17 protein-coding genes and 1 tRNA gene are annotated in these 23286 nt (G+C 42.6%); 9 read left to right on the top strand and 9 right to left on the bottom strand.

Translation table 11 applies throughout. The annotated features are described in order from the left end of the window. Positions 1–107: 107 nt before the first annotated feature. Positions 108–181 (bottom strand) — tRNA-Ile (locus AC1XUE_RS18685). 129 nt (positions 182–310) lie between these two features. On the opposite strand from AC1XUE_RS18685, the gene AC1XUE_RS18680 reads away from it, so the two are divergent. The 4 genes from AC1XUE_RS18680 to lpxA all read left to right on the top strand — a co-directional run bounded on the left by AC1XUE_RS18680 (position 311) and on the right by lpxA (position 4969). Then, positions 311–1543: an HD domain-containing protein gene (locus tag AC1XUE_RS18680; protein ID WP_483357506.1), complete on the top strand. Its 1233-nt coding sequence runs from the start codon at positions 311–313 to the stop codon at positions 1541–1543. Between the two features lie 94 nt (positions 1544–1637). After that, positions 1638–2687, top strand: coding sequence for a UDP-3-O-(3-hydroxymyristoyl)glucosamine N-acyltransferase (gene lpxD / locus AC1XUE_RS18675; RefSeq protein WP_483357505.1), 1050 nt, complete (start codon positions 1638–1640; stop codon positions 2685–2687). Between the two features lie 87 nt (positions 2688–2774). Continuing rightward, positions 2775–4166 (top strand): bifunctional UDP-3-O-[3-hydroxymyristoyl] N-acetylglucosamine deacetylase/3-hydroxyacyl-ACP dehydratase, encoded by a 1392-nt coding sequence (locus tag AC1XUE_RS18670; protein WP_483357504.1) that lies wholly within the window; start codon positions 2775–2777, stop codon positions 4164–4166. Further along, complete coding sequence (gene lpxA, locus AC1XUE_RS18665) at positions 4163–4969, top strand: acyl-ACP--UDP-N-acetylglucosamine O-acyltransferase (protein WP_483357503.1); 807 nt, start codon at positions 4163–4165, stop codon at positions 4967–4969. Before AC1XUE_RS18670 ends, lpxA begins: the two co-directional genes overlap by 4 nt. Positions 4970–5018: 49 nt before the next feature. On the opposite strand, the gene AC1XUE_RS18660 is transcribed toward lpxA, so the two are convergent. Continuing rightward, on the bottom strand, positions 5019–5825 hold the full coding sequence (locus AC1XUE_RS18660; protein WP_483357502.1) for an MOSC domain-containing protein: 807 nt from the start codon (positions 5823–5825) through the stop codon (positions 5019–5021). Beyond that, a complete protein-coding gene (gene porQ / locus AC1XUE_RS18655) occupies positions 5822–6910 on the bottom strand; it encodes a type IX secretion system protein PorQ (RefSeq protein WP_483357501.1) in 1089 nt (362 codons plus the stop codon). Before porQ ends, AC1XUE_RS18660 begins: the two co-directional genes overlap by 4 nt. 88 nt (positions 6911–6998) lie before the next feature. On the opposite strand from porQ, the gene AC1XUE_RS18650 reads away from it, so the two are divergent. From AC1XUE_RS18650 to AC1XUE_RS18630, 5 genes are all read left to right on the top strand, one after another. Continuing rightward, the gene (locus AC1XUE_RS18650; protein WP_483357500.1) at positions 6999–8558 is read left to right on the top strand and encodes an acyl-CoA carboxylase subunit beta; all 1560 of its coding nucleotides are present in this window, start codon (positions 6999–7001) and stop codon (positions 8556–8558) included. Between the two features lie 258 nt (positions 8559–8816). Beyond that, on the top strand, positions 8817–10091 hold the full coding sequence (locus tag AC1XUE_RS18645; RefSeq protein ID WP_483357499.1) for a Gfo/Idh/MocA family oxidoreductase: 1275 nt from the start codon (positions 8817–8819) through the stop codon (positions 10089–10091). A gap of 59 nt (positions 10092–10150) precedes the next feature. Continuing rightward, positions 10151–13597 carry a 3-keto-alpha-glucoside-1,2-lyase-like domain-containing protein gene (locus AC1XUE_RS18640; protein WP_483357498.1) on the top strand — a complete coding sequence of 1149 codons (3447 nt, stop codon included), beginning with the start codon at positions 10151–10153 and terminating at the stop codon, positions 13595–13597. A 159-nt stretch (positions 13598–13756) separates the two neighbouring features. Beyond that, the gene (locus AC1XUE_RS18635; RefSeq protein ID WP_483357497.1) at positions 13757–14587 is read left to right on the top strand and encodes a strictosidine synthase family protein; all 831 of its coding nucleotides are present in this window, start codon (positions 13757–13759) and stop codon (positions 14585–14587) included. 43 nt (positions 14588–14630) lie between these two features. After that, positions 14631–15140, top strand: a complete 510-nt coding sequence (locus AC1XUE_RS18630; RefSeq protein WP_483357496.1) for an RNA recognition motif domain-containing protein — start codon at positions 14631–14633, stop codon at positions 15138–15140. 80 nt (positions 15141–15220) lie between these two features. Here the strand turns inward: AC1XUE_RS18630 and AC1XUE_RS18625 are convergent, their stop codons facing one another. From AC1XUE_RS18625 to AC1XUE_RS18600, 6 genes are all read right to left on the bottom strand, one after another. Continuing rightward, positions 15221–16411: a nucleoside permease gene (locus AC1XUE_RS18625; protein ID WP_483357495.1), complete on the bottom strand. Its 1191-nt coding sequence runs from the start codon at positions 16409–16411 to the stop codon at positions 15221–15223. Positions 16412–16497: 86 nt separating this feature from the next. Beyond that, positions 16498–19137, bottom strand: coding sequence for a DNA mismatch repair protein MutS (gene mutS / locus AC1XUE_RS18620; RefSeq protein ID WP_483357494.1), 2640 nt, complete (start codon positions 19135–19137; stop codon positions 16498–16500). A gap of 162 nt (positions 19138–19299) precedes the next feature. Further along, on the bottom strand, positions 19300–19893 hold the full coding sequence (locus AC1XUE_RS18615) for a pseudouridine synthase (RefSeq protein WP_483357493.1): 594 nt from the start codon (positions 19891–19893) through the stop codon (positions 19300–19302). Positions 19894–19929: 36 nt separating this feature from the next. After that, positions 19930–20514: a Uma2 family endonuclease gene (locus tag AC1XUE_RS18610; protein WP_483357492.1), complete on the bottom strand. Its 585-nt coding sequence runs from the start codon at positions 20512–20514 to the stop codon at positions 19930–19932. A gap of 78 nt (positions 20515–20592) precedes the next feature. Beyond that, positions 20593–21357 carry an exodeoxyribonuclease III gene (locus AC1XUE_RS18605; protein ID WP_483357491.1) on the bottom strand — a complete coding sequence of 255 codons (765 nt, stop codon included), beginning with the start codon at positions 21355–21357 and terminating at the stop codon, positions 20593–20595. Positions 21358–21366: 9 nt separating this feature from the next. Further along, complete coding sequence (locus AC1XUE_RS18600) at positions 21367–23190, bottom strand: hypothetical protein (RefSeq protein ID WP_483357490.1); 1824 nt, start codon at positions 23188–23190, stop codon at positions 21367–21369. Positions 23191–23286: the final 96 nt, after the last annotated feature.

Here is a 23286-nt window from a genome sequence, read left to right as displayed (position 1 = left end):
CATTATACTCAACCGGAATTGCGCTAATAAACAAATTTGTATTGCACATTGTATTGCACATAAATGAAAAGGACTTAGCGAATTTCGCTAAGTCCTTGGTTTTCAAGTGGGCCCACCTGGAATCGAACCAGGCACCTACTGATTATGAGTCAGTTGCTCTAACCGAATGAGCTATAGGCCCGCTATCAGCTATCAAATAGCCGCTAGTTTGGAGTGCAAAATTAATAAAACTGATTGAATCTCCAAATCATATGAAAAGAATAACTTACTTCTCTGTCGCAAGTTTACTATTTTTGTCAAAAAAAGAGCTTTGAATAAACGTAAAATCATCAACGATCCCGTTTACGGATTCATTAACATATCTTCGGATCTGCTCTTTGATCTGGTTGAACATCCCTTTTTTCAAAGACTAAGGCGTATCAAGCAGCTTGGACTTGCGGATGTGGTATATCCCGGTGCTTTGCATACAAGATTCCATCATGCACTGGGATCTATGCACCTGATGAGTCAGGCTTTAAAAGTTTTACAGGATAAGGGGCATTTTATAGAGGAGCAGGAAGTAGAGGCTGTGCAGGCGGCAATTTTGTTGCATGATCTGGGTCATGGGCCGTTTTCGCATGTTTTGGAAAGTGTGCTTATGCCGGACGTCGCACATGAGTCGATCACACTTGTGATGATGAAGGAATTAAATCATCAGATGCAGGGCAGATTAGACATCGCTATTCAAATGTTCGAGGGTACGTATCATCGCAAATTTTTTCACCAGATGATATCCAGTCAGCTCGATATGGATCGCATGGATTATCTCAAAAGAGATAGTTTTTACACGGGTGTAGTTGAGGGTTCCATCGGAGCTGACAGGCTTATCAAAATGCTGGATCTGAGCGGGGATCAGTTAGTCGTGGAAGAGAAAGGACTTTTGAGTATTGAAAACTTCCTCCATGCACGTAGACTGATGTATTGGCAGGTTTATCTTCACAAGACGCTGTTAAGCGCACAGGCGATGCTCACACAGGTTTTGAACCGCGCACGCGAGCTTTCTGCGCAGGGAGAGACACTTTTTGCAACACCTGATTTTCAAAGATTTTTGCAAAATCGGTTTTCACTACGTGACTTTGAGACGGAGCCGAATTTACTCATGGCATTCAACGGGCTGGATGATAACGACATCTGGGCATCTGTAAAGGGCTGGACAATACACGCTGATCCTATTCTTTCAACATTGAGTAGTATGCTTTTGGAGCGAAAGTTGTTTAAAATTTTCTTTCTGGATACCCCACCTGACGACTCAATTATGAATCCGTTGCGCGAACAGCTGAGAGAAATGGGGATATCTGAAGATCAGCTACCGTATTTTCTTATAATCGGAGAAACTACCAATTATGCCTATGAGAAGGATCAGGATCCTATACAGGTGAAAATGAAGAATGGCAAGTTGCTGGATATTGCTGCTGCATCAGATATACCTACTATAGACGCGTTGACCAAGATTGTACGTAAGTATTATGTATGTTGGGGTAAAAATGTATCTTTGCGTGGTTAGTCAGGATGTGAATTCTTTTCTGATGTAAAATGACTCAATTTCACAAAGTTGCTTTAATGCGTCCAACTACAATACCAGAAATTAGCCGAGAAATATGAAATTTACTGTCAGCGAGATTGCACAAATGCTTGATGGAATTATTGTTGGAGATGAAAAAGTTACAATTAGTTCTGCTGCGAAAATTGAAGAAGGGCAGCCAGGTTGTATATCGTTTCTTGCCAATGATAAATATGAACCTTATATCTATACCACACAGTCGTCTGCAGTAATTGTTAATAAGAATTTTGTTCCTAAAAAGGAACTTTCTGCAACTCTGATCTATGTTGAGAATGCCTATACGGCATTTACAATCCTTCTGGAGGAATATCACAAACGTCTGGCAAGTATTAAGAAAGGTGTGGAGCAACCCAGTTTTCAGGGTGAAGGAAGCACTTTGGGGGATCATGTCTATTTGGGCGCCTTCTCATATATTGGAAAGAAATGTGTTGTAGGTAACCGTGTGAAAATTTACCCGAATACCTATCTTGGCGATAATGTCATTGTTGGGGATGATAGCACAATTCATCCTGGCGTAAGGATTTACGATAATACGGTCATCGGTAAAAACTGTACCGTTTTTGCAAATACGGTTATTGGTAGTGATGGGTTCGGTTTTGCACCACAAAGTGATGGTACATATAAGACAATTCCACAGCTGGGCAATGTTATACTTGAGGATAACGTAAGTATAGGTGCAAATACGTCTATCGATTGTGCTACGATGGGATCTACGATCATCAGGAGTGGGGCGAAAGTAGATAATCTGGTTCAGATCGCACATAATGTTGAGGTCGGTAAAAACACGGTCATTGCGGCACAAGCCGGAGTGTCCGGATCAACACATATCGGAGATAATTGTGTGATTGCTGGTCAGGTCGGTATTGTAGGCCACATTTCGATTGCTAATAAAACGAAAGTAGGAGCTCAGTCAGGTCTTTCCAAAACGATTAAAAAAGAAGGACTTTCATTTTCAGGATCACCAGCCAGAGAACTGAATGATCATTTGCGATCAATGGCTTTGGTTAAAAAACTTCCTGAAATAGATCAACGTCTAAGCGACCTGGAGCAACGTCAGGAATCAGCAATGATGCAACAGAGAAATTAATACGATTTATCATAAAGTCACAGATAACTGACATTACTTTTATAAGCGCAGTCCCCGTCGCCTTTAAGCAGATAAGGAGCATATATAATGAACGAAAAACAACAAACCATAGCTAAATCAGTTTCCGTTACAGGAGTAGGTTTACATACCGGTGTCGTAGCTACGATGACTTTTGTACCTGCACCCGCAAATCATGGCTACAAGTTTCAGCGCGTTGACTTGCCGGGTCAACCCATTGTGGATGCTGACGTGGACAACGTTGTAGATTTGTCGCGTGGTACTACCATAGAACAGAACGGCGCACGTATTCACACCGTAGAGCATACATTGGCTGCACTTGTAGGTCTTCAAATTGATAATGTATTGATCCAGTTGGATGGCCCTGAGCCTCCTATTATGGACGGAAGCTCTATAAAATTTGTAGATGCACTTATCGATGCGGGTACTGAAGAACAAAATGCTTACCGTAACTATTTCGAAGTTCCGGAATATGTGCATTATAAAAATCCGGAAACAAGCACTGAAATGGTTGCTTTACCCCTTTCGGATTACAGGCTCACCGTCATGGTCGATTATAACTCGACTGTAATCAGTAGCCAGCATGCATCTCTGAATGATATTACTTTATTTAAAGATGATATCGCTTCGTGCCGAACGTTTGTTTTCTTACATGAGCTTGAAGCCCTGTATAAGCAAAACCTGATTAAAGGAGGAGATGTTACCAATGCCATTGTCATTGTGGACCGGGAAGTGAAAGATGGTGAGTTGGACCATTTGTCTCAATTACTCAATAAGCCAAAAGTGAGTGTTGATAAGTCTAATGGCATTCTGAATAACGTAGAGCTACATTATCCCAATGAAATGGCTCGGCATAAATTGCTGGATCTTATAGGAGATCTCGCACTGATCGGCCGGCCGATTAAGGCACAGATACTTGCAGCACGCCCGGGACATGCAGCGAACGTTGCGCTTGCCAAAAAGATTAAAAAACTAATAAAATCAGGAAAAGGTAACATACCTCAATACGATCCGACCAAAGCTCCCGTTTTTGATATCAATCAGATCGGAGAACTTCTGGCGCACAGGTATCCGTTCCAGATGATCGATAAGATTATCGCATTGGATGAGAACAGTGTTGTCGGTGTGAAAAATGTGACGATCAATGAGGAATACTTTGTTGGCCACTTCCCTGGAAATCCGGTGATGCCGGGTGTATTGCAATTGGAAGCAATGGCTCAGACGGGAGGTATTCTGGTTTTAACAAGTGTACCGGATCCTGACAATTACTGGCCTTATCTGATTGGGATTGATGCATGTCGTTTCCGTCGGAATGTATTTCCTGGAGACACTGTAATATTTAAATGCGAATTCACCTCACCAATGAAGAGAGGTATTGTAAAAATGAGTGGCCGGGGATATGTTGCCGGACAACTTGTATGTGAAGCCGATATGATCGCAAGCCTCGTAAAGAAAAAATGACACAATCATTAGCATATATTCATCCTGATGCCAAGTTAGCGCAGGGTGTAGAAGTAGAACCTTTTGCAATGATTCACCATGATGTGGAGATTGGTGAAGGTACCTGGATAGGGTCGCATGCAGTAATTAACGCTGGTGCCCGTATCGGGAAAAATTGCCGTATTTACCCTGGTGCTGTGGTATCTGCTACACCTCAGGATTTAAAATACAATAATGAATATACACTCACTGTAGTTGGAGACAATACCACGATCAGAGAATATGCAACAATAAGCAGAGGTACAGAAGAACACTGGAAAACAGTTATAGGCTCTGATTGCCTCATTATGGCTTATGCGCACGTCGCACATGACTGTCGGGTAGGAAACAGCTGTATCATTGGAAACAATGTACAAATGGCCGGCCACGTGCATGTGGGCGATTGGGCTATTATAAGTGCAATGAGTGCTGTGCATCAGTTTGTGAAAATTGGATCACATGCATTTATTTCCGGTGCTTCCCTGGTCAGAAAAGATGTACCTCCTTTCACGAAAGCGGCCAGAGAACCAATATCTTATGCAGGTATCAATAGTGTTGGATTGAGGAGAAGAGGTTATAGCAATGAAAAGATTGTCGAAATACAGAATATATATCGCCAGATATATATGCGTGGATTTAACAATGCTATTGCTTTGGAGAAGGTAGAACTCGAATCACCACCGTCAAATGAACGTGATGAAATCGTGAATTTTATCCGTAACTCGGAGAGGGGTATTATGAAAAGTCCCTTTCAGTCAAGCGGAGGAGGGGAAGCAGAAATGTAACCTCTTAATATGAAGCTATTATAACCCGTCTGAAAAACGGGTTATTTTATTATAGAGCAGTTTTTAAAATAGATACCACTGCATTTTCTTTAATCACGCCATCCTGCTTTGCAACAGCATTTTGCCCAAACATAATCTTGTTATTCACACGCCGGTAAGTAGCTAATGTTTTTAGAGGCTCAGGTCCCTTATGCCCGGTATCGGGGTCTATGGTGGTAAGCACGCAACGTGCACATGGTTTGACAATCTCAAATTCTATATCTCCTATACGAATCTCAACCCAGTTGTCTTCTGCATGTGGCTCGGTACCGCTCACTACAAAATTAGGTCTGAAACGCCTCATTTCAAGATCACTGTCTATTTTGCTATTCAGGTTGTCCAAGGCTGTCTGAGATATCATCATATATGGAAAACCATCAGCAAAACTCACATTTTCATTATTCTTAGCATAGTTTGGATCAGCCTTTCGCTCCGTTGTGTCAGGCATGACCACCAATGTAAGCGCTTTGCCCAACTGTTTGCTAAGCCATTCATCTGCTTTTTTACTTACAGTAAGTGCAGGCACTGTATCATCCCAAACTTTAACTGTAATTTCTATGGCATCTTCAGGCTGAAAGGGAATATCAATGATGCTACCGTCTAATCTGGAATGTAATTTAAGTCCGGTGGTTTCCAGACTCACATCAATCAGAGCCATTTGTGTAAATGCCCGTTGTGTGAGAAACACTCCGTCTTCATCAACGATCATCCACCTTCTGTCATACTGCAAACCTTTGGCTTGTACTTCTGCTTCCTTCAGCCTGATTCCTCCCAGCGATTTGACAGGGTAGATCCATATTTCCGATAACGTAATCATTTCGTTTGATTGTTTGAAGATGTGTTGTAAACCTTTTCGTATTTAAAACCATTTTTAATATTCATCACAATGGATAAAGAATTGCTCCCGAAGCCTGGGACAAACTGAGCCCGTCCATAACTGATTTCAAATTTGCCCAGTCCAAGCCAGGCACCATAAGAAAAACCTGCCAGTGCTCCCCGATCAGAGAGCCTTAGCTCCTGTCTGCGAAGATGATCATATCCAACCAAAATACGGATACGTCGATGCAGCAATATCTCTGAACCCAGCGAAAGATGCCGAGCCATTTTTTCTGCCAGTCCTATTTTACGCGCAACTTTTGTGCCGCTCTGGTCATACGAATAAAAGAGACGAGGATCATTGTATACCATGTCAAATTGATTCAGATGGTGAACGGTTGCCGAAAATCGTATGGGCATATACAAGGGTTTAAAGCTTATACCAATCCGCAGGTCAAGTGGAAGAGCTGGTGCAGTTCCGGAGTAGTAATTTTGTTTGAGAAAACCCAGATTTTTGGCAACGATACCAATAACAATATCTTTTTCGGGATGCCTGAAAGCTGCTCCCCAATCCATAGCCAGTCCCCAGGTGGTATAGGATTCGATCGATGTAGCAACCAACTTGGCTGTAGCTCCTACTGAAAACGCGCCTATATGATGATGATAACCTGCTGCAATGCTATAATCTGCTGCTCTGAATTCCCCTGTTACATTACCAGCGTCATCCGTTTCCTGCATCGTGCCATAATTCAGATACTGAATTCCTGTAGCCCAGGTTCCATTTGTCTTAATTGTCTTTCCATATGCCAGATTCACGAAGCGGGTATCAGCAAAATAAGGCATTAGATTTACTGATACATTGTCGGATATATTGGAGTCGGCTTGTATCGGGCTTTGAAAAACCAATGCCGGATCATGGCCCGAAAATGTGAAATGATGCGTACCCAACGCTGCATTTTTTGCCTGAGCAGGTAACTGCAGGAAATCCATTTGTGTTCTGCCGCCTGCGGGTTGTGCTATCATCAGGTGATTGAATCCGGTCAGGATCAAAAGCAGAATGAAAAAGCGCAGATGGAGTCGGCTCATTAGAATACAATTATTTCCTGATTCAGTAAAAATGACCTTATATTTATAATCAGTTCAAAAGCAAAAGTAACCATATCGCACGTAATACATGGAACCCGGATCAGCTGCATTTTCAAAAAAGGAAATATTAGATAAAAAAAATGCAGAAGCTGCATTAGGTGGAGGTGAGAAGAGGATCCGTGCACAGCATGCGAAGGGAAAACTAACGGCTCGTGAGCGCTTAGAAATTCTGCTCGACAAAGGTTCTTTTGAAGAAATCGGGAAATTCGTAATGCACCGGAGCAAGGATTTTGGTCTGGATAAAGAACATTATCTGGGAGATGGTGTGGTCACAGGATACGGTAAAGTGAATGGAAGATTGACCTACGTTTTTGCTCAGGATTTCACTGTTTTTGGTGGTTCTCTTTCAGAAACACATGCTGAGAAAATCATCAAAATTATGGATTTGGCTATGAAAAACGGTGTACCAGTAATTGGCTTAAACGATTCTGGTGGGGCACGGATACAGGAAGGAGTACTTTCCCTGGCAGGTTATGCTGATATATTTTATAAAAACACGCTCGCTTCGGGTGTAATTCCTCAGATTTCAGCCATCATGGGTCCTTGTGCAGGCGGAGCGGTGTATTCTCCAGCTATTACTGACTTTATCCTGATGGTTGAAAATACCAGCTATATGTTTGTAACAGGTCCTCATGTGGTAAAAACGGTAACGCATGAGGATGTCACATCTGAGGAGCTTGGTGGAGCTATGACGCATGCCGTCAAGTCAGGCGTTACTCATTTTGTATCTCCTAATGAAGTGGAGTGTATCCTGTCTATTAAGAAGTTGCTGAGCTATATACCGCAAAACTGTGAAGAAGAGCCTCCGCGTATTGCATATCAATCAGCAGATGAAAATCGACCTTCCCTGATAGATCTTATTCCTGAAAATCCGAACCAGCCTTATGATGTCAGACAGGTGATTTCGGAAGTAACGGATGTTGAGAGCTTTTTTGAGGTCCACACCAACTTTGCCGAAAATATTGTAGTTGGCTTTGCACGTATTGCTGGCAGAAGTATTGGCGTAGTCGCGAATCAACCTGCCGTACTTGCAGGGGTGTTAGATATTAATGCCAGCCAGAAAGCGGCACGTTTCGTCAGGTTTTGTGATTGTTTCAATATACCGTTACTGGTTCTGGAAGATGTTCCGGGTTTTTTGCCGGGAACCGATCAGGAATGGAATGGCATCATTAGTAACGGAGCCAAACTATTGTATGCCTTCTGTGAAGCGACTGTTCCCAGAATTACAGTCATTACACGTAAGGCGTACGGCGGTGCGTATGATGTTATGAATTCCAAGCACATTGGTGCGGATATGAACTTTGCCTGGCCTACCGCCGAAATCGCTGTAATGGGAGCCAGCGGGGCAGCTGAAATCATTTTCAAAAAAGAAATTGCGGAAGCGGATAATCCTGCAGAAAAGCTTCGTGAAAAGGTAGATGAGTATACTAACAAATTCGCTAATCCCTTCCGTGCAGCACACCGGGGGTATATCGACGAAGTAATTTATCCTGAACAAACCAGAATGAAACTCATCCGGGCTTTTGAAATGCTGGAAAACAAAGTAGCTACACTCCCCAGGAAAAAGCACGGAAATATCCCGTTATAGACGGAACCATTATTCTGTATTGAAAAATTTAAATAATAGAGCAACTTACAAAAAAAGGTGTGGCTGCGAAGATGCCGTGCATCTTCGTGTGGATATTGTTACTTCATATTCAGGATATTGCCGTGCCGGTTTATATATGTTTTCTCAAGTTAAATTCGTGGTAATGTTTTCTGATTTCAGCTTTGTAACATTCTAATATTGTCCTAATTTCAGGGCACTTTTTAAATTTTTTTAAATTCCTGTTATACCCGTTAACCGATGAAAGAAAAGGAAAGTACTTCTTCGTCAAGGAGGAACTTCATAAAGGGTTCTCTTGCTACGATTGCCACAGTTTCCATTGTACCCCGACATGTTCTGGGAAAGGGATTTCTAGCTCCCAGTGATACACTTACAAAAGCAATTGTGGGTGTTGGATCCATGGGGCGCGGCCATATCCCTTATGCCGGAACTAGGGTCGTTGCACTTTGTGACGTTGACAAAAAACATTTGCAGACGGCTGTAGGCATGGTAGAAAAAGGAGTTAAAACTTTTTCCGATTATAGAGAATTGATTCAGCTACCGGAGGTAGATATTGTACACGTAGCAACGCCGCCGCATTGGCACGGAATCATTGCTGCTGATGCTGCAAGAGCTGGTAAGGACGTATGGTGTGAGAAACCGATGACACGTACAATCGGGGAAGGAAAGCGGTTGGTAGAGGCTGTGCAGCAGCACGGAAGAGTTTTCAGGCTGAATACGTGGTTCAGGTTTGAAGATAATTTCTACGGAATGAAAACGACGGTGAAACCTATCAAAAAGCTTGTTCAGAGCGGATTGCTGGGCTGGCCGTTGAAAGTTACAGTGAGTCGTCATACTGGTTTCGACTGGAAATTTTACTGGGTAGGCAAAACCAATAATGAACCTCAGGAAGTACCGGCCGAGCTCGACTACGACATGTGGCTTGGGCCTGCTCCGTATAAGCCTTACAGCGCTCATCGTGTGCATCAGACTTTCCGTGGTTACTGGGATTACGATGGAGGCGGACTGGGAGACATGGGCCAGCATTACATTGATCCTATTCAATATTTCCTTGGGAAAGACGATACCAGCCCGGTGAGTGTAGAAATAGATGCTCCTCAGCAACATACGGAAGCGGTGGGGACGTGGAGACGTATTACTTATACTTATGCGGATGGGTGCCAGATTGTGCTTGATGGAGAAGCGAAAGATGATAAAGTGGCCTATATAGAAGGACCGAAAGGAAAGCTGTATCCGAATTTTCAATCTGATATTCCTGATCTGCAAAAGAAACTGGCAGCATTCCCTGATCCCGAACCACAGGTAACGGACTTTGTGGATGCCGTAAAAAAGAGAAAGAAGTTTGCCCTCAATGAAGAAAATGGTCACCGTTCATGTACGATTGTGAATATGGGACTGATCGCGTTACGTTTGGGAAGATCTCTGAAATTTGATCCGGATAAGCAGGAGTTCATAGATGATGAAGGAGCTAACCGACTCATCGATCAGCCCATGAGAGGTCCGTGGACCATATAACACTGTTTCCGATCAATTGTAAATAATCTCTTTCAGACCTGTATGCCAGGTCTTTCGATATGAAAAAATACTTTTATTCAATACTGATACTTTGCCTGATGCTCAATAAGAGCATGGCGCAACTTGATAAAAACAGGACAACCGCCACACGCATTGCAGATTTGCTGGCTCAGGTTCCTGCTGAGAATGCTTCGGCATTGAACAAAAATATGGAAGAAATCGCTGAGCTGGGAAAACCTGGCATTGTGCAGATTGCCTCCATGCTTACAGCCCCGGGAAAAGGGGATAACTCTAAAATCCAGTACGCACTCGGCGGATTTACCTACGCAGCTACTCAGTCGGGAAAAGAAGCCTGGCGGAAACTGGCTGCAGAAGCTTATGGCGAGGCTTTGTCAAAAGTGAGTGATCCTGATAGTAAAGCGTTTCTGATTTATCAGCTACAGACGGTAGGTAAGGATGAATCCGTAGATGTGCTGAAAGGCTTTTTGGCACATGAAGGGCTTTCGGGTCCTGCTTCCAGAGCATTGGCACGTATTGGCACACCTGCCGCCGGGGCTGCTTTGCTGCAAGCTTTAACCGGGGCTGAAGGACACGTTCTCGTCGGGCTTACCGAAGCATTGGGAACTGCGCGTTATAAGGAGGCGGTACCCGCGATAGAAAAGTCTGCAACGAGTGATAATGTCAAATTACGTAAAGTAAGTTTGTTTGCACTTTCTGAAATTGCTTCGCCTTCATCGGCGCCTGTATTGGAGGCCGCGGCTAAAAAGGCGCTTTTCAGATATGACGTAACTGATGCAACAGGTGTGTATGTGAAATACCTGTCCAATTTGGTACACCGCGGAGATAAAGCACTGGGTGAGAAAGCGGCTTTGGAATTGATTAAAAGTACACCTGCTCCCGAACAAACTGCAACCCGTTCTGCAGCGCTCAAAATTTATGCGGATGGTAAGAAAAGAGAAAGTGTGCCTGTATTGGTGAAGGCGATGGAAAGTACTGATCCGGAGTATCGGGCGGCAGCACTGAAACTAGGTCAAAAATATACAATGGCCAATGGTACGGCAGCCTGGTTAACAGCTTTGCCAAAATCAAAACCTGAAGTGCAGGCGGAAATTATTACGATGCTGGGACGAGCTGAGTCGACAGACGCCTTGCCGGCTGTACTGAAATCTCTCAATGCGAAAGATAAGTCAGTACGTCTGGCGGCAATATGGGCTGCCGGGAAAATCGGGCAGGAAGGTGCGATTAAAAGTCTGATTCCTGTACTTAAAAAAGGAAATGCTGAGGAGGTAGAGGCGGTGAAAGGTGCTTTGCTGACCATGAAAGGCAACGGTGTTGTGAACAAAATTGCTGCTCCTATCATGACCTTTCCTCCTGCTGCCCAAGCTGCTGTAATAGACGTATTGGCTGCGAGAGCTGCAAGCGATCAGTTCGGGTTGGTAGCATCAATGCTGAAAAGTAGTGATGCCGGTGTGAAAAAAGCGGCTTATACAGCTTTAAAATCAACAGCAACTGCAAATGATTTGTCTCAGTTGTTTACATTGATTGATACTGCACCGGAAGGACAAAATATCTCTGCAATTCAGGAGGCGATTAGTGATGGTGTGAAAGGAGTGGGTACACAAGCGGCACAAAGTGATTTAATTCTCAAACAAATGAGCTCGGCTCGGTCGGAAGCGCAACCACATTACCTGTCAGTTTTGGCAAGTATCGGAGGGAAATCTGCTCTCGCTTCGGTGGTAAAAGCTTATAATTCTGGTGACGCTACGACTAAAACAGCTGCTATTTATGCACTTTCCAACTGGTCAGATGCAAGTGCTGCTTCTGAATTGCTTTCCATTGCCGGTAAAACTGCTGACGCTGCTGAGTTGAATTCTGCTCTTACAGGCTATGTGGCTGCTGTATCAAAATCTGCAAAGACGCCGGTGAACAAAGTAATCATGCTTCGTGATATCATGGCGCTTGCCAAAACAGATGTGCAAAAAGAATTGATTCTGAAAGAACTGGCGAGAAACAAAACATTCAATGCATTGCTTTTTGCAGGTAAATATCTGGATGAAGCGGGCGTGCAACAGGCAGCCGCGCAAGCGGTTATGAGCATTGCTCTTTCGAATAAGGGTTTCTACAGTGAAGAAATCAAAGCGCTGATCAACAAAACAATCGCAGTATTGAAAGGACAGGATAGTGATTATCAGAAAGAATCTTTACGTAAACATTTGTCTGAATTACCTTCCGGCGAAGGGTTTGTCGCCTTGTTTAACGGTAAGGATCTTTCAGGTTGGAAAGGCTTGGTGGAGAATCCCATCGCACGCGCTAAAATGAGCGCAGATTCATTGGCATATAAGCAGAAAAAGGCGGACGAACTTGCTCGTACAGGCTGGTATGTAAAGGATGGTGAATTGGTTTTTTCAGGCCATGGCGACAACCTTTGTACTGTGAAGCAGTATGGCGATTTTGAAATGTATGTGGATTGGAAAATACAGAAAGACGGTGATGCCGGTATTTACCTGAGAGGTACGCCGCAGGTGCAGATCTGGGATACTTCGCGTGTGGATGTGGGTGCGCAGGTAGGTTCCGGCGGATTGTATAATAACGTTAAAAACCCGAGTAAGCCATCCAAACTGGCGGATAACGCGATCGGAGACTGGAACACATTTCATATTACAATGATCGGTGATCGGGTTTCTGTGGATCTCAATGGCGAGAATGTGGTGGATAATGTAATTCTTGAAAATTACTGGGATCGTAAGCTACCCATTTTCCTGAAAGAACAGATTGAACTGCAGGCGCATGGAAACCAGATCAATTACAGGGATGTATATGTGAGGGAAATTCCTCAGGCACAACCTTTTATTTTGTCGGATCAGGAGAAGAAAGATGGTTTTGGAGTCTTATTTGACGGGACCAATATGCACGAGTGGATTGGGAATACCAAAGCTTATTTCATCGAAAATGGCGAAATGATGGTGGATCCGAAACGTGGTGGAAATGGTAATCTTTATTCAAAAGATGAATATGCTGACTTCGATTTTCGTTTTGAATTCCAACTGACACCAGGTGCTAACAATGGCCTGGGAATTCGTACGCCACTGGAAGGTGATGCCGCTTATGTAGGAACAGAAATCCAGATTCTGGATAATGATGCGCCTATTTATAAGAATCTGAAAGAGTATCAGTACCATGGTTCAGCGTATGGGATTATTCCTGCCAAACGCGGCTTTTTGAAGCCGATGGGTGAGTGGAATTATCAGGAAGTGCGTGTAGAAGGGTCCAGAATTCGTGTTACGCTGAATGGTACAGTTATTCTGGATGGTGATTTGGCAGAAGCAAGTAAAAATGGTACTGCCGATAAGAGGGAACATCCTGGATTAACGCGTAGTAAAGGGCATCTGGGCTTCCTGGGACATGGTTCTCCGTTAAGATTCAGAAATATTCGTATTAAAGATCTTACGGTGGTTTCCACACCTGAGCCTGAAGCGAAGAATAAAAAAAAGAATAGGAGAAAATAAAGAATAGTTCATCAGCCCGGTCAGAATTTTTGACCGGGCTGATTTTTTATATGAGCATGTTTGATTTTAACTCTTAACAGGCATATTTTTTATATAATAAGTATAGTATAAATTCCTGTTTCAAGGGCTTTCATTGATTTAATTACACAAAGAGATAATATGAAAAACAAGCAATTAATCTTGACAGCCGCATTGGCTACATTTTCAGTAGTGTATGCACAAGCGCAACATTCTCTGCACAAACTTTGGGAAACAGAAGCAAAGCTTCCAATTCCGGAATCTGTTCTCTGCAGTGCAAAAGATAAGCTTCTGTATGTGGCTCAGATTGATGGCAAACCTGGAGAAAAGGATGGAAAGGGAGGGATTGCTAAAGTAGGAACTGATGGAAAAATCATCGCTCAGGATTGGGTAACAGGTTTGGATGCGCCGAAGGGAATGGGTAAAATGGGGGATAAGCTATATGTGGCTGATGTTACAGCGGTGGTAGAAATTGATGCCCGGAGTGGAAAGATCATTAAAAAACACGAGGTAGACGGTGCTAAATTTTTGAATGATCTTACTATTGATACAAAAGGAAATATTTATGTTTCTGATTCAGATACAAAGAAAGTTCACCTGATAAAAGATGGTAAAATATCCACTTATTTTGAGGATCTTACAAGGCCGAACGGACTACTCGCTGTGGGTTCTGATTTGCTTATTGCAGACAGTGGTGCATTGAAAAGGCTTAGTGCAGACAAGAAAATTACTGTCATTGCTGAGGGAATGGATAAAAGCACAGATGGTATTGAACAGGTAAAACCAGGAGAGTATATTGTATCTTGCTGGGCAGGTATAGTGTACTACGTGACAGACAAAGGAGCTGAGAAAATGCTGGATACCAGTGCTGATAAAATCAATGCTGCTGATATAGGATATGACTCTGTAAAGAAAATTGTGTATGTTCCCACATTCATGAAGAACAGTGTTGTAGCATATCAGTTAAAATAAATAAATTTATAACTTCAAATCATCTAAAAAAACAGGCATTTCTATGGACATTTTTGTTGGGAGCCTTTCTTTTAAGTTAAAAGAAAGCGAGTTGCGTGAGGCTTTCGAAAAATTCGGCGAAGTAAGCTCCGCAAAAATTATTATTGACAAGATTACTCGTCAGAGTAAGGGCTTTGGGTTTGTAGAAATGCCTGATGAAACGCAAGCACGTACTGCAATCAGTGAATTGAACGGAACAGAGATGTATGGCCGTCCTTTGGTAGTCAATGAATCAAAAGGAAAAGAAACAGGCGGGAAATCTGCAGATACAGGAAGATCGCGTGATGATGCTCCGCGCAGCTTTAACAGAGACCGCCCATCCGGTGGTAGCGGATATAGTGGCGGTGGCAATAGTGGGGGCTACGGAGGTGGCAATAGTGGCTATGGAGGAAGAGGTAAATCTGAGCAAAGTAAAGGAGATCGTTTCGGAGGAAGAGATCAGGGAAGGGGTGGAGAATACAAAAGAGGTGGTGGAGGATCGTCCAGAAGAGGTGAAGACAGAGACGAATGGTAGGATATCTACTTGAATAAACTAAAAATGGTCAGGAAGCTAATAGCTCTCTGACCATTTTTAGTTATTGGATATCATCGAAATTAAGCGTTTGCTTTTACTTTGTTGTCTTTGAAAAGGAATATAAAAAGAACAAGCACAACAGCCGCAATACCAGCAGGAACCATCCAGATAGATGTCCAGTCTTTAACACCATTGACCGTATACATGTCTGCTACAACGCCTGCGATCCAGGAACCAATTCCCATACCTATTCCATGCGTGGCCAACGTTATCAATCCTTGCGCAGATGACCGGTATTTTTCCCCTGCCTTGCTATCAGTATAAATCTGACCCGTTACAAAGAAGAAATCGTAGCAAACACCGTGTAATATAATAGCGATATAAAGCAGCCATTCGCTTTGCAAATCTCCATAACCGAAAGCCATAAAACGTACGATCCAGGCAATCAATCCTACAATCAGTATCCATTTTACTCCGTATTTGCGGAATGCAAAAGGAATCAGCAACATAAAGACAAATTCCGAAGCCTGCCCCAGTGACATCTTATTTTCTACGTTTGTCATGCCGGCATCTGTTAGAGATGGGTTCGCCATGGCGTAATAAAATGACAAAGGAATACAAATTAATAAAGATGAAAAGAAGAAAACAGCAAAAGATCTGTCTTTAAACAACTTGAATGCATCAAGACCAAGAATGTCAGAAAACGAGGTACTTGTACTGGGTTTCGGTGGCGTATTTGGCAAGAAAAAAGAATATACACCCAGAAGTGCAGCTGCAACCATGGATAACCGGAAAATGGTTACACTATCTCCAAAGCCATAGTAGCCAATAATATTGGAAACGACGATCCACGCTACAGTTCCCATCACACGAATAGGCGGAAAGTCTTTTTCTGAATCTCTGACATGCTGCATCGCGATGGAAGTTGTAAGTGCCATTGTCGGGGCGAAAGTGATACAATAGGCCAGGATTACCCAAAAAAAGGTATCGGGATCGGTTACGCCGGTAATTACATAAAGCAGGGCTGCTCCTACCAGGCTGAATACACCCAATACTTTTTGCGCTGCGAAATAACGGTCGGCGATCATTCCTACGAAGAAAGGGGCGATGATCATCGCAATAGAAAAGGCGGCATACGCATTTCCAACCTGTGTCCCGGTGGCGCCGAGACTTGTAAACATGTACTTACTCATTTGGCCATACCATGCCCCCCATACAAAGTACAGCAGGAACATCATGCCCATCAATTGAAAACGCGTAGTATTTTTCATTATCGGGATATAGGTTAATTAAATTCTAAATTTACTCTAGTTTACTAATGAATAAAATCCTTCTGTTCATATCAGAAACTATTCCTTTATTTCTTAATGATTTTCTGTAATTCATTCAATTTGAGCAAAGCCTCGATAGGTGATAAGGTGTTGACATCTACCTGACTCATTTTCTCTTTCAGCTCTTCCAAACTTTGATCAGCCGGCTCGAAGATGCTTAGCTGGAAATTATTTTTAGGTATCTCTTTTACTCTTTTCTTATGCGTGGTAGTTACATGATCTTTCTCCAGATGCTGCATAATCTCGCTAGCCCGTAACACGATAGGTTGGGGCATGCCGGCTATCTGAGCTACATGAATACCAAAACTGTGTGCACTTCCGCCTGGTTTAAGTTTTCTCAGAAAAATAATCTTATCGTCAACTTCCTTTACGGCCACATTGAAGTTTTTGATACGGGGAAAGTCATCGGCGAGCTGATTCAGTTCATGATAATGTGTAGCAAAAAGTGTTTTTGGCCTTACGTCCGGTTGACTGTGTAAATACTCCGTGATGGCCCATGCAATTGAAACACCGTCATAAGTACTTGTTCCACGTCCAATTTCGTCCATTAATACCAAACTTCGGTCGCTGAGATTATTCAAAATACTGGCTGTTTCAGTCATCTCCACCATGAACGTACTTTCACCACGACTTAAATTGTCACTTGCTCCCACACGGGTAAAAATTTTATCCACCAAACCCATGTGTGCGGACTTTGCGGGTACGTATGAACCCATCTGAGCCATCAGGACAATTAGAGCGGTTTGTCGCAACAAGGCAGACTTACCGGCCATGTTAGGGCCTGTAATGATAATAATTTGTTGTCGGGAGTTGTCTAGGTATACATCGTTAGGTACGTAAGTTTCTCCAAGAGGAAGCTGCTGTTCGATTACCGCATGCCGTCCGTCTTTGATATCCAGTTCTTTCCCATCTGTGATAACTGGTTTTACATATTTATTTTTTTTGGCGATGGTTGCAAACGAACCCAATGCATCGAGTGTAGATATAATAACTGCATTTTGCTGTATGGTGGCTACATATTCAGCAGCTGTCTGGACTAAATCACTGAAAATCCTGAATTCAATAGAGGAAATTTTATCTTCCGCGGTCAGGATTTTTTCCTCGTATTCTTTGAGTTCAGGTGTGATATACCGTTCTGCATTCACCAATGTTTGTTTTCTGATCCAGTCTGCCGGCACTTTGTTCTGATGTGCATGCGTCACTTCCAGATAATAGCCGAAAACTTTGTTGTAAGCAATTTTCAATGATCCAATGCCCGTTCTTTCTATTTCCCGGTTTTGAAGCTTTAATAGAAAATCTTTCCCTTCGTATGATATGGCATGCAGTTCGTCGAGTTCCGTATCTACACCGGTTTTGATCATACGTCCCTGATTGGATAGCACAGGTGCGTCGTCGCGAAGTTTGTTTTCAATCTCATCAACTAAAAAACTACATGGATTCAACTGATCAGCATATTTATGCAGAATGGCGCTTTCACCGAAAAGATCTTTTTTAGCTCCTTTTTCTTTTGAAAGAAAAGAAATCAAATCTTTGATCGGAGCGATCTGATTAAGCGATTTTTTTAACTGAACCAGCTCTCTGGGATTGATACGTCTTACTGCAACTTTGGAAATAAGTCGTTCAAGATCCCCAATATGTTTTAGATGCTGAGTAATTGTTTCATGAAAATCTTCATTCTTCAGAAATTGCTCAACCGTGTTTAAGCGTTCCTCAATCGGATGCCTGTCTTTCAGCGGGAGTACCACCCATTTGCGAAGCATACGTGCTCCCATGGGCGTTACGGTCTGATCCAGGATCTGAATAAGTGGAACTCCTCCTTCCTGTTGTGGATATACCAGTTCCAAGTTGCGGACTGTGAACCGATCCAGCCACACATACTTTTCTTCTTCGAGCCTGGTTACACGACTAATATGGCTTACTTCTTTATGTTCCGTTTCACGGAGATAATGAAGAATTACACCAGCCGCCACAATACCTAATGATAGGCTTTCAATACCGAATCCTTTCAGTGTTGTGGTCTGAAAGTGTGAAATTAACTGATCATAACCGTATTCATAACCAAAGCACCAATCTTCGAGCTGAAATGTATGGTATTTACCACCAAACAGCTGATTGAACACCTGCTTGTGTTTTTTACAAAAAAGTACTTCAGCAGGACTAAATCCCTGGAGCATCTTATCTACATAAGCAGCATTGCCCTGTGAAGTCATGAACTCACCGGTAGATATATCCAGGAAGGCAACCCCATACTGATCGTCATCTCCGACATGCACTGCCGCCAGATAGTTGTTCCTTCTGACATCCAGTACGTTATCGTTCAGCGATACGCCCGGCGTAACAAGTTCTGTAACACCTCGTTTTACTATTCCTTTAGCTTCTGCCGGATTTTCCAGCTGATCACAAATGGCTACACGCTCTCCGGCTCGTACCAGTTTCGGTAAATAATTGTCAAGAGAATGATGGGGAAAACCGGCAAGTTCTTCGTGTGAGCCCCCATTATTCCTGCGAGTAAGTACAATGCCCAGAATTTTGGAAGCGCGTATAGCATCTTCACCGAAAGTCTCATAAAAATCTCCTACTCTGAACAGTAATAATGCACCGGGATATTTTGCCTTTATCTGATTGTATTGTTTGTTAAGCGGAGTTTCCTTGCGTTCCTTTGCCAAGTAATTGTAAGTTAAAAGAGTATATATTCACCACAATCATTACATCCTGACAGGATTTTGTGGTGTATCTATTTCTGAGAATGAATAACGGATATCTGCAAAAATAACGCTTCTGCCTGGTTTGTCAATAATCAGGGGAGTCATTTAAATCTGCTTCGCAAGTTATCGGAGAAGGCGTGTAATGTCGGTTGCAGTTAGTTCCCAAACAATGCCCGGTGTAACAGCCGCAGGACAATCAGCCAGGGATATGTCTCCAATCGCCCATCGTGCCAATCGTAGTGTAGGGAAATTGACCGCAGCCGTCATTTTACGAACCTGCCTGTTTTTACCTTCATGGAGAATTACTGAAATCCATGAAGTAGGAATGTTCTTTCTGAATCGGATGGGCGGATTGCGTTCGGGCAATGCGGGTGTTTCAATCAGCATCACTTTGGCAGGTAATGTCTGGTATTTTTTACCATTAATAGAAATGAATACTCCTGCGCTCATCTCATTACAGGCCGGTTGAGTGATTTCTCCTTCTACCTGCACGTAATAAGTTCTCTTATGTTTGAATCGAGGCTCAAGCAGTTTGGTTTTAAGCGTATTATCGTTCGTAAGCAACAAAAGGCCTTCACTGTCGGCATCCAGTCGGCCTACAGGATAAACATTCTTGGGAAAGTCAAAGGCGAGATCAGCCAGTGTGGTGTGGTCGCCTTCACGGGTAAATTGTGAAAGCATTCCAAAAGGCTTATAAATAAGAAAGTACTGAAACAATGTTAAATTGAAATAGGGACTTACTTGCCCTGATTATTATTTTATTAAAGCGCCCAGATCAAGCTCAAATCCGGGAAGTACTTCTTCGCCGGACAATTGGAGGTCAAGTGTATCGTGAACGAACATGGTTTTTCGGGAACTGTAAATATAAACCTTGTTATCGAAGCGATCGATCAGCCAGCCCAGTTGAGTGCCGTTGTCGATATATTCGCCCATTTTATTCTGAAGATATTTGATATCATCTGATTTGGAACGGATTTCAACTACGAAGTCTGGACATACCGGAGCAAATTTTTCTTTTTCCGCCTGACTGAGTGCTGCCCATTTTTCTTCTTTAATCCATGAAACATCGGGAGAACGAACAGCGCCATTTGGCAAAGTGAAGCCCGCTGAAGAATCAAATACTTCACCTAAACCTGTACTTTCATTCCAGATAAACAAATGACCTGAAATACGGGAATTAAAATTCCCTGTAAATGATCCTGTTGGAGACATAACTATGATATTACCGTTTGAGTCTCTTTCGAACTCTAGTGTGTCATTCATCTGGCAAAACTGAAAAAACTCATCGCCACTCATCAGCTCACCCATTCTCAATGTTACCGGCATTTCAATATTCATAACTCCAAGGTTTTATATACAGACCTGATCAAAAATACGAAATAAAAACAGGATATAGAAAAGATAACCCAGCTGTTTCTACCTGATTTCCAGCCAAACCGGACAGTGGTCGGAATGTACTGCATCGTTGTATTGCCGACTTGCTACGATACGGTCTTTGATCGTATTGGCAACGGATATATAGTCAATACGCCACCCTTTGTTATTGGCTCTTGCACCTGCGCGGTACGTCCACCAGGAATATTCCCTGAGATCCGGATTCATGTGTCGGAAGGCATCGGTATATCCATTTTCAAACCATTTGGTCATCCAGGCTCTTTCTTCCGGAAGAAAACCGGACGATTTCTTGTTCCGTACAGGATCGTGAATATCATTTTCAGTATGAGCAATATTATAATCGCCGCAAATGATCAGGTTCGGGCGTTCCTTCCGGAGCTCGTCCACCCATAGATAGAAATCATCCAGGAAACTCATTTTGACGCCTTGGCGAATTTCTCCGCTGGTACCGGAAGGAAAATAGCAATTTAAGAGGGTGATGTCACCAAAGTCTGCACGGAGAATACGGCCTTCAATATCATAAACCGGTAGATTGGCTCCGATTGAAACGAAGTCGGGCTTGATCTTTGAAAAAATGGCTACTCCGCTATAGCCCTTCTTCTCTGCGGCGTGCCATCCGATCAATTCGTAACCTAATTTTTCGAAACCAGTCAGGTCTACCACATCGGGTGTGGCTTTTACTTCCTGGAAGCAGAGGATGTCAAAATTTTTATCGCTTAACCACTCTATCAGGCCATTTTTTATCGCTGCCCGAATTCCATTCAAATTGTAGGTAAGTATTTCCATAACTGGCTATTAATACAATAAAAGCGTTTTTCCCGTAGGCTTTGAAATTAATTGTTCCCCTTGCTTAACCATTACCCACAATGAAAAATTACCTGCAGGTAGTTTATTGCGGAATAAGGTGTATTCGTAAACTGGTTGATAGTAAGTACAGGTAGCCAGGAAGTCCTTAAATGTATGAGGAGTAGGCAACGCTGGCAGGACAATGGTGTGTTTGTCTGAGCTCAGTACGAAATAAGAAGGATGCTGTCCATTTTCACTTTCAGCAGTGAGGCGAATGGATTTGGGTGGCAACGACTCTTCATTTGGCCTTATGAATACACTTACTTCTGTTTTGGCCTGATAGGCCTGTTCCCTGTTCCCTGTCTTTTCGATTAAAAGCTGGTGCGCTGGAAAATGGTTGGATTCGTATAATTTACTGAGTCCCCCTTTTTCGATAGAACTGACCAGCTCTTTCATTCTTGTAGGATGATTCCAGAAAGGAATATCTCCAAAATTATTACCTGTAGTTAAGAAAGTAGAAAAGTTTTGAAAGAAATAGCCATCCAGAGAAAGTTCTTCATAATGCTTCCTTAATTGTGGTATTGACTTAAAATAACTGGTTACATGTAATCCCAGAAATACAAGCATAGTAAATATGCCAATTCCTGCTTGTAACTGCTTCATGCTTTTTGTTAAAATCAGCAGCGCGATATACGTGACGGCAAGTCCTGCCACGCCAAAAATCATATAACGGCGTGAAAAGAAGTTGCCTCCATGCATCAACCAGGTTGTTAATGGCCTGCTTAGTACAAACATGCATCCGGTTCCGACCACGAACAAAAATGCCCCCAATATCAGCCAATGCGTCCAATGCAATCTTGCATTACTAAGGGAACGAAGCAACCACGCAAGCACAACCAAACCAATCAGCACTCCGGCCAACACACAGGCAATCATGTCTGTATAAAAACCCGGAATTGAAGGATGAGGTATATCCAGATAAAATGCATTTCCCCAAAAACCCAGAACAAAAACCAGATTATATATAGGATGTCTCCAGGGCTTTTCCGAGCCGGAAGTAATAAAATGATAATCGAAAAGGAAATAGAATGCAATGACTACTGCAGCAGCGATTCCCCATTGAATAAGCAGCGAAAATCTTCTTTGTAAAACCAATATCAGTGCACCGGAAATCCAGGTGAGCATGCCGCTACCACTAATATAGGTGGTTATGATGGCAGCAAGTATACCAATGATGAGGCCTTTCTGATCATTTCTACCCAGGCCATAAGCGGATAAAAACGCAAAAAACAGCAGAGGAGTATTTTGTATCGCAGCTATACCCCAATATGCATTTTCAAAATAAATCAGATTGAAAAGTATAAAAGGAACTGGTATAAAATAATACCAGGAAATTTCCTCCTTTTTAAATGATCTGAAAAACAAAAAAGAAATTGCAAGCATGAACATATTTCCCAACAGGATCTGAACTTTCAGGTTGACGGTTCCTGTAAAAAAGACCATGATCAACATGATAGTCCGTTCAAATGGAAACCGATGCTGATTGATCTGTTCAAAAAGGATTTTCATTGACTCAACGAAATTTGTTTCCTGACGGAATTTGTAAATCGTTTCAAGCAAATTATAATCGTCTGTAAAAGGGATATTAACCAGGTGGGCACTCAGAATCAGATAAAAATAGATTATAGGAGCGATAATCAGCCCACCTGCCGGCCAGGGGCGAAGTGGTTGTATTTTTTCAGCAACGTAAGTTGCCCCAAACATGATCAGTAAGACAAGAATTAATCCTAAGTATTCAAAAAGGAAAGGATTGTGAAGCAGATAGTTATCCAAATCAATGCGTTTATGTTGATACAAGTATAAACAGGGTGTCCGACTCCCAATGTAGAAAAGCCAAGTCCGGAAAGTATCGATTTCCCAGACTTAGCA

It is taken from the genome of Dyadobacter sp. HNCC25DJ187 (genome assembly GCF_056895255.1).
Note: the sequence above shows the minus strand (reverse complement) of the source record. Positions and strands in the feature narration are given on the sequence as shown.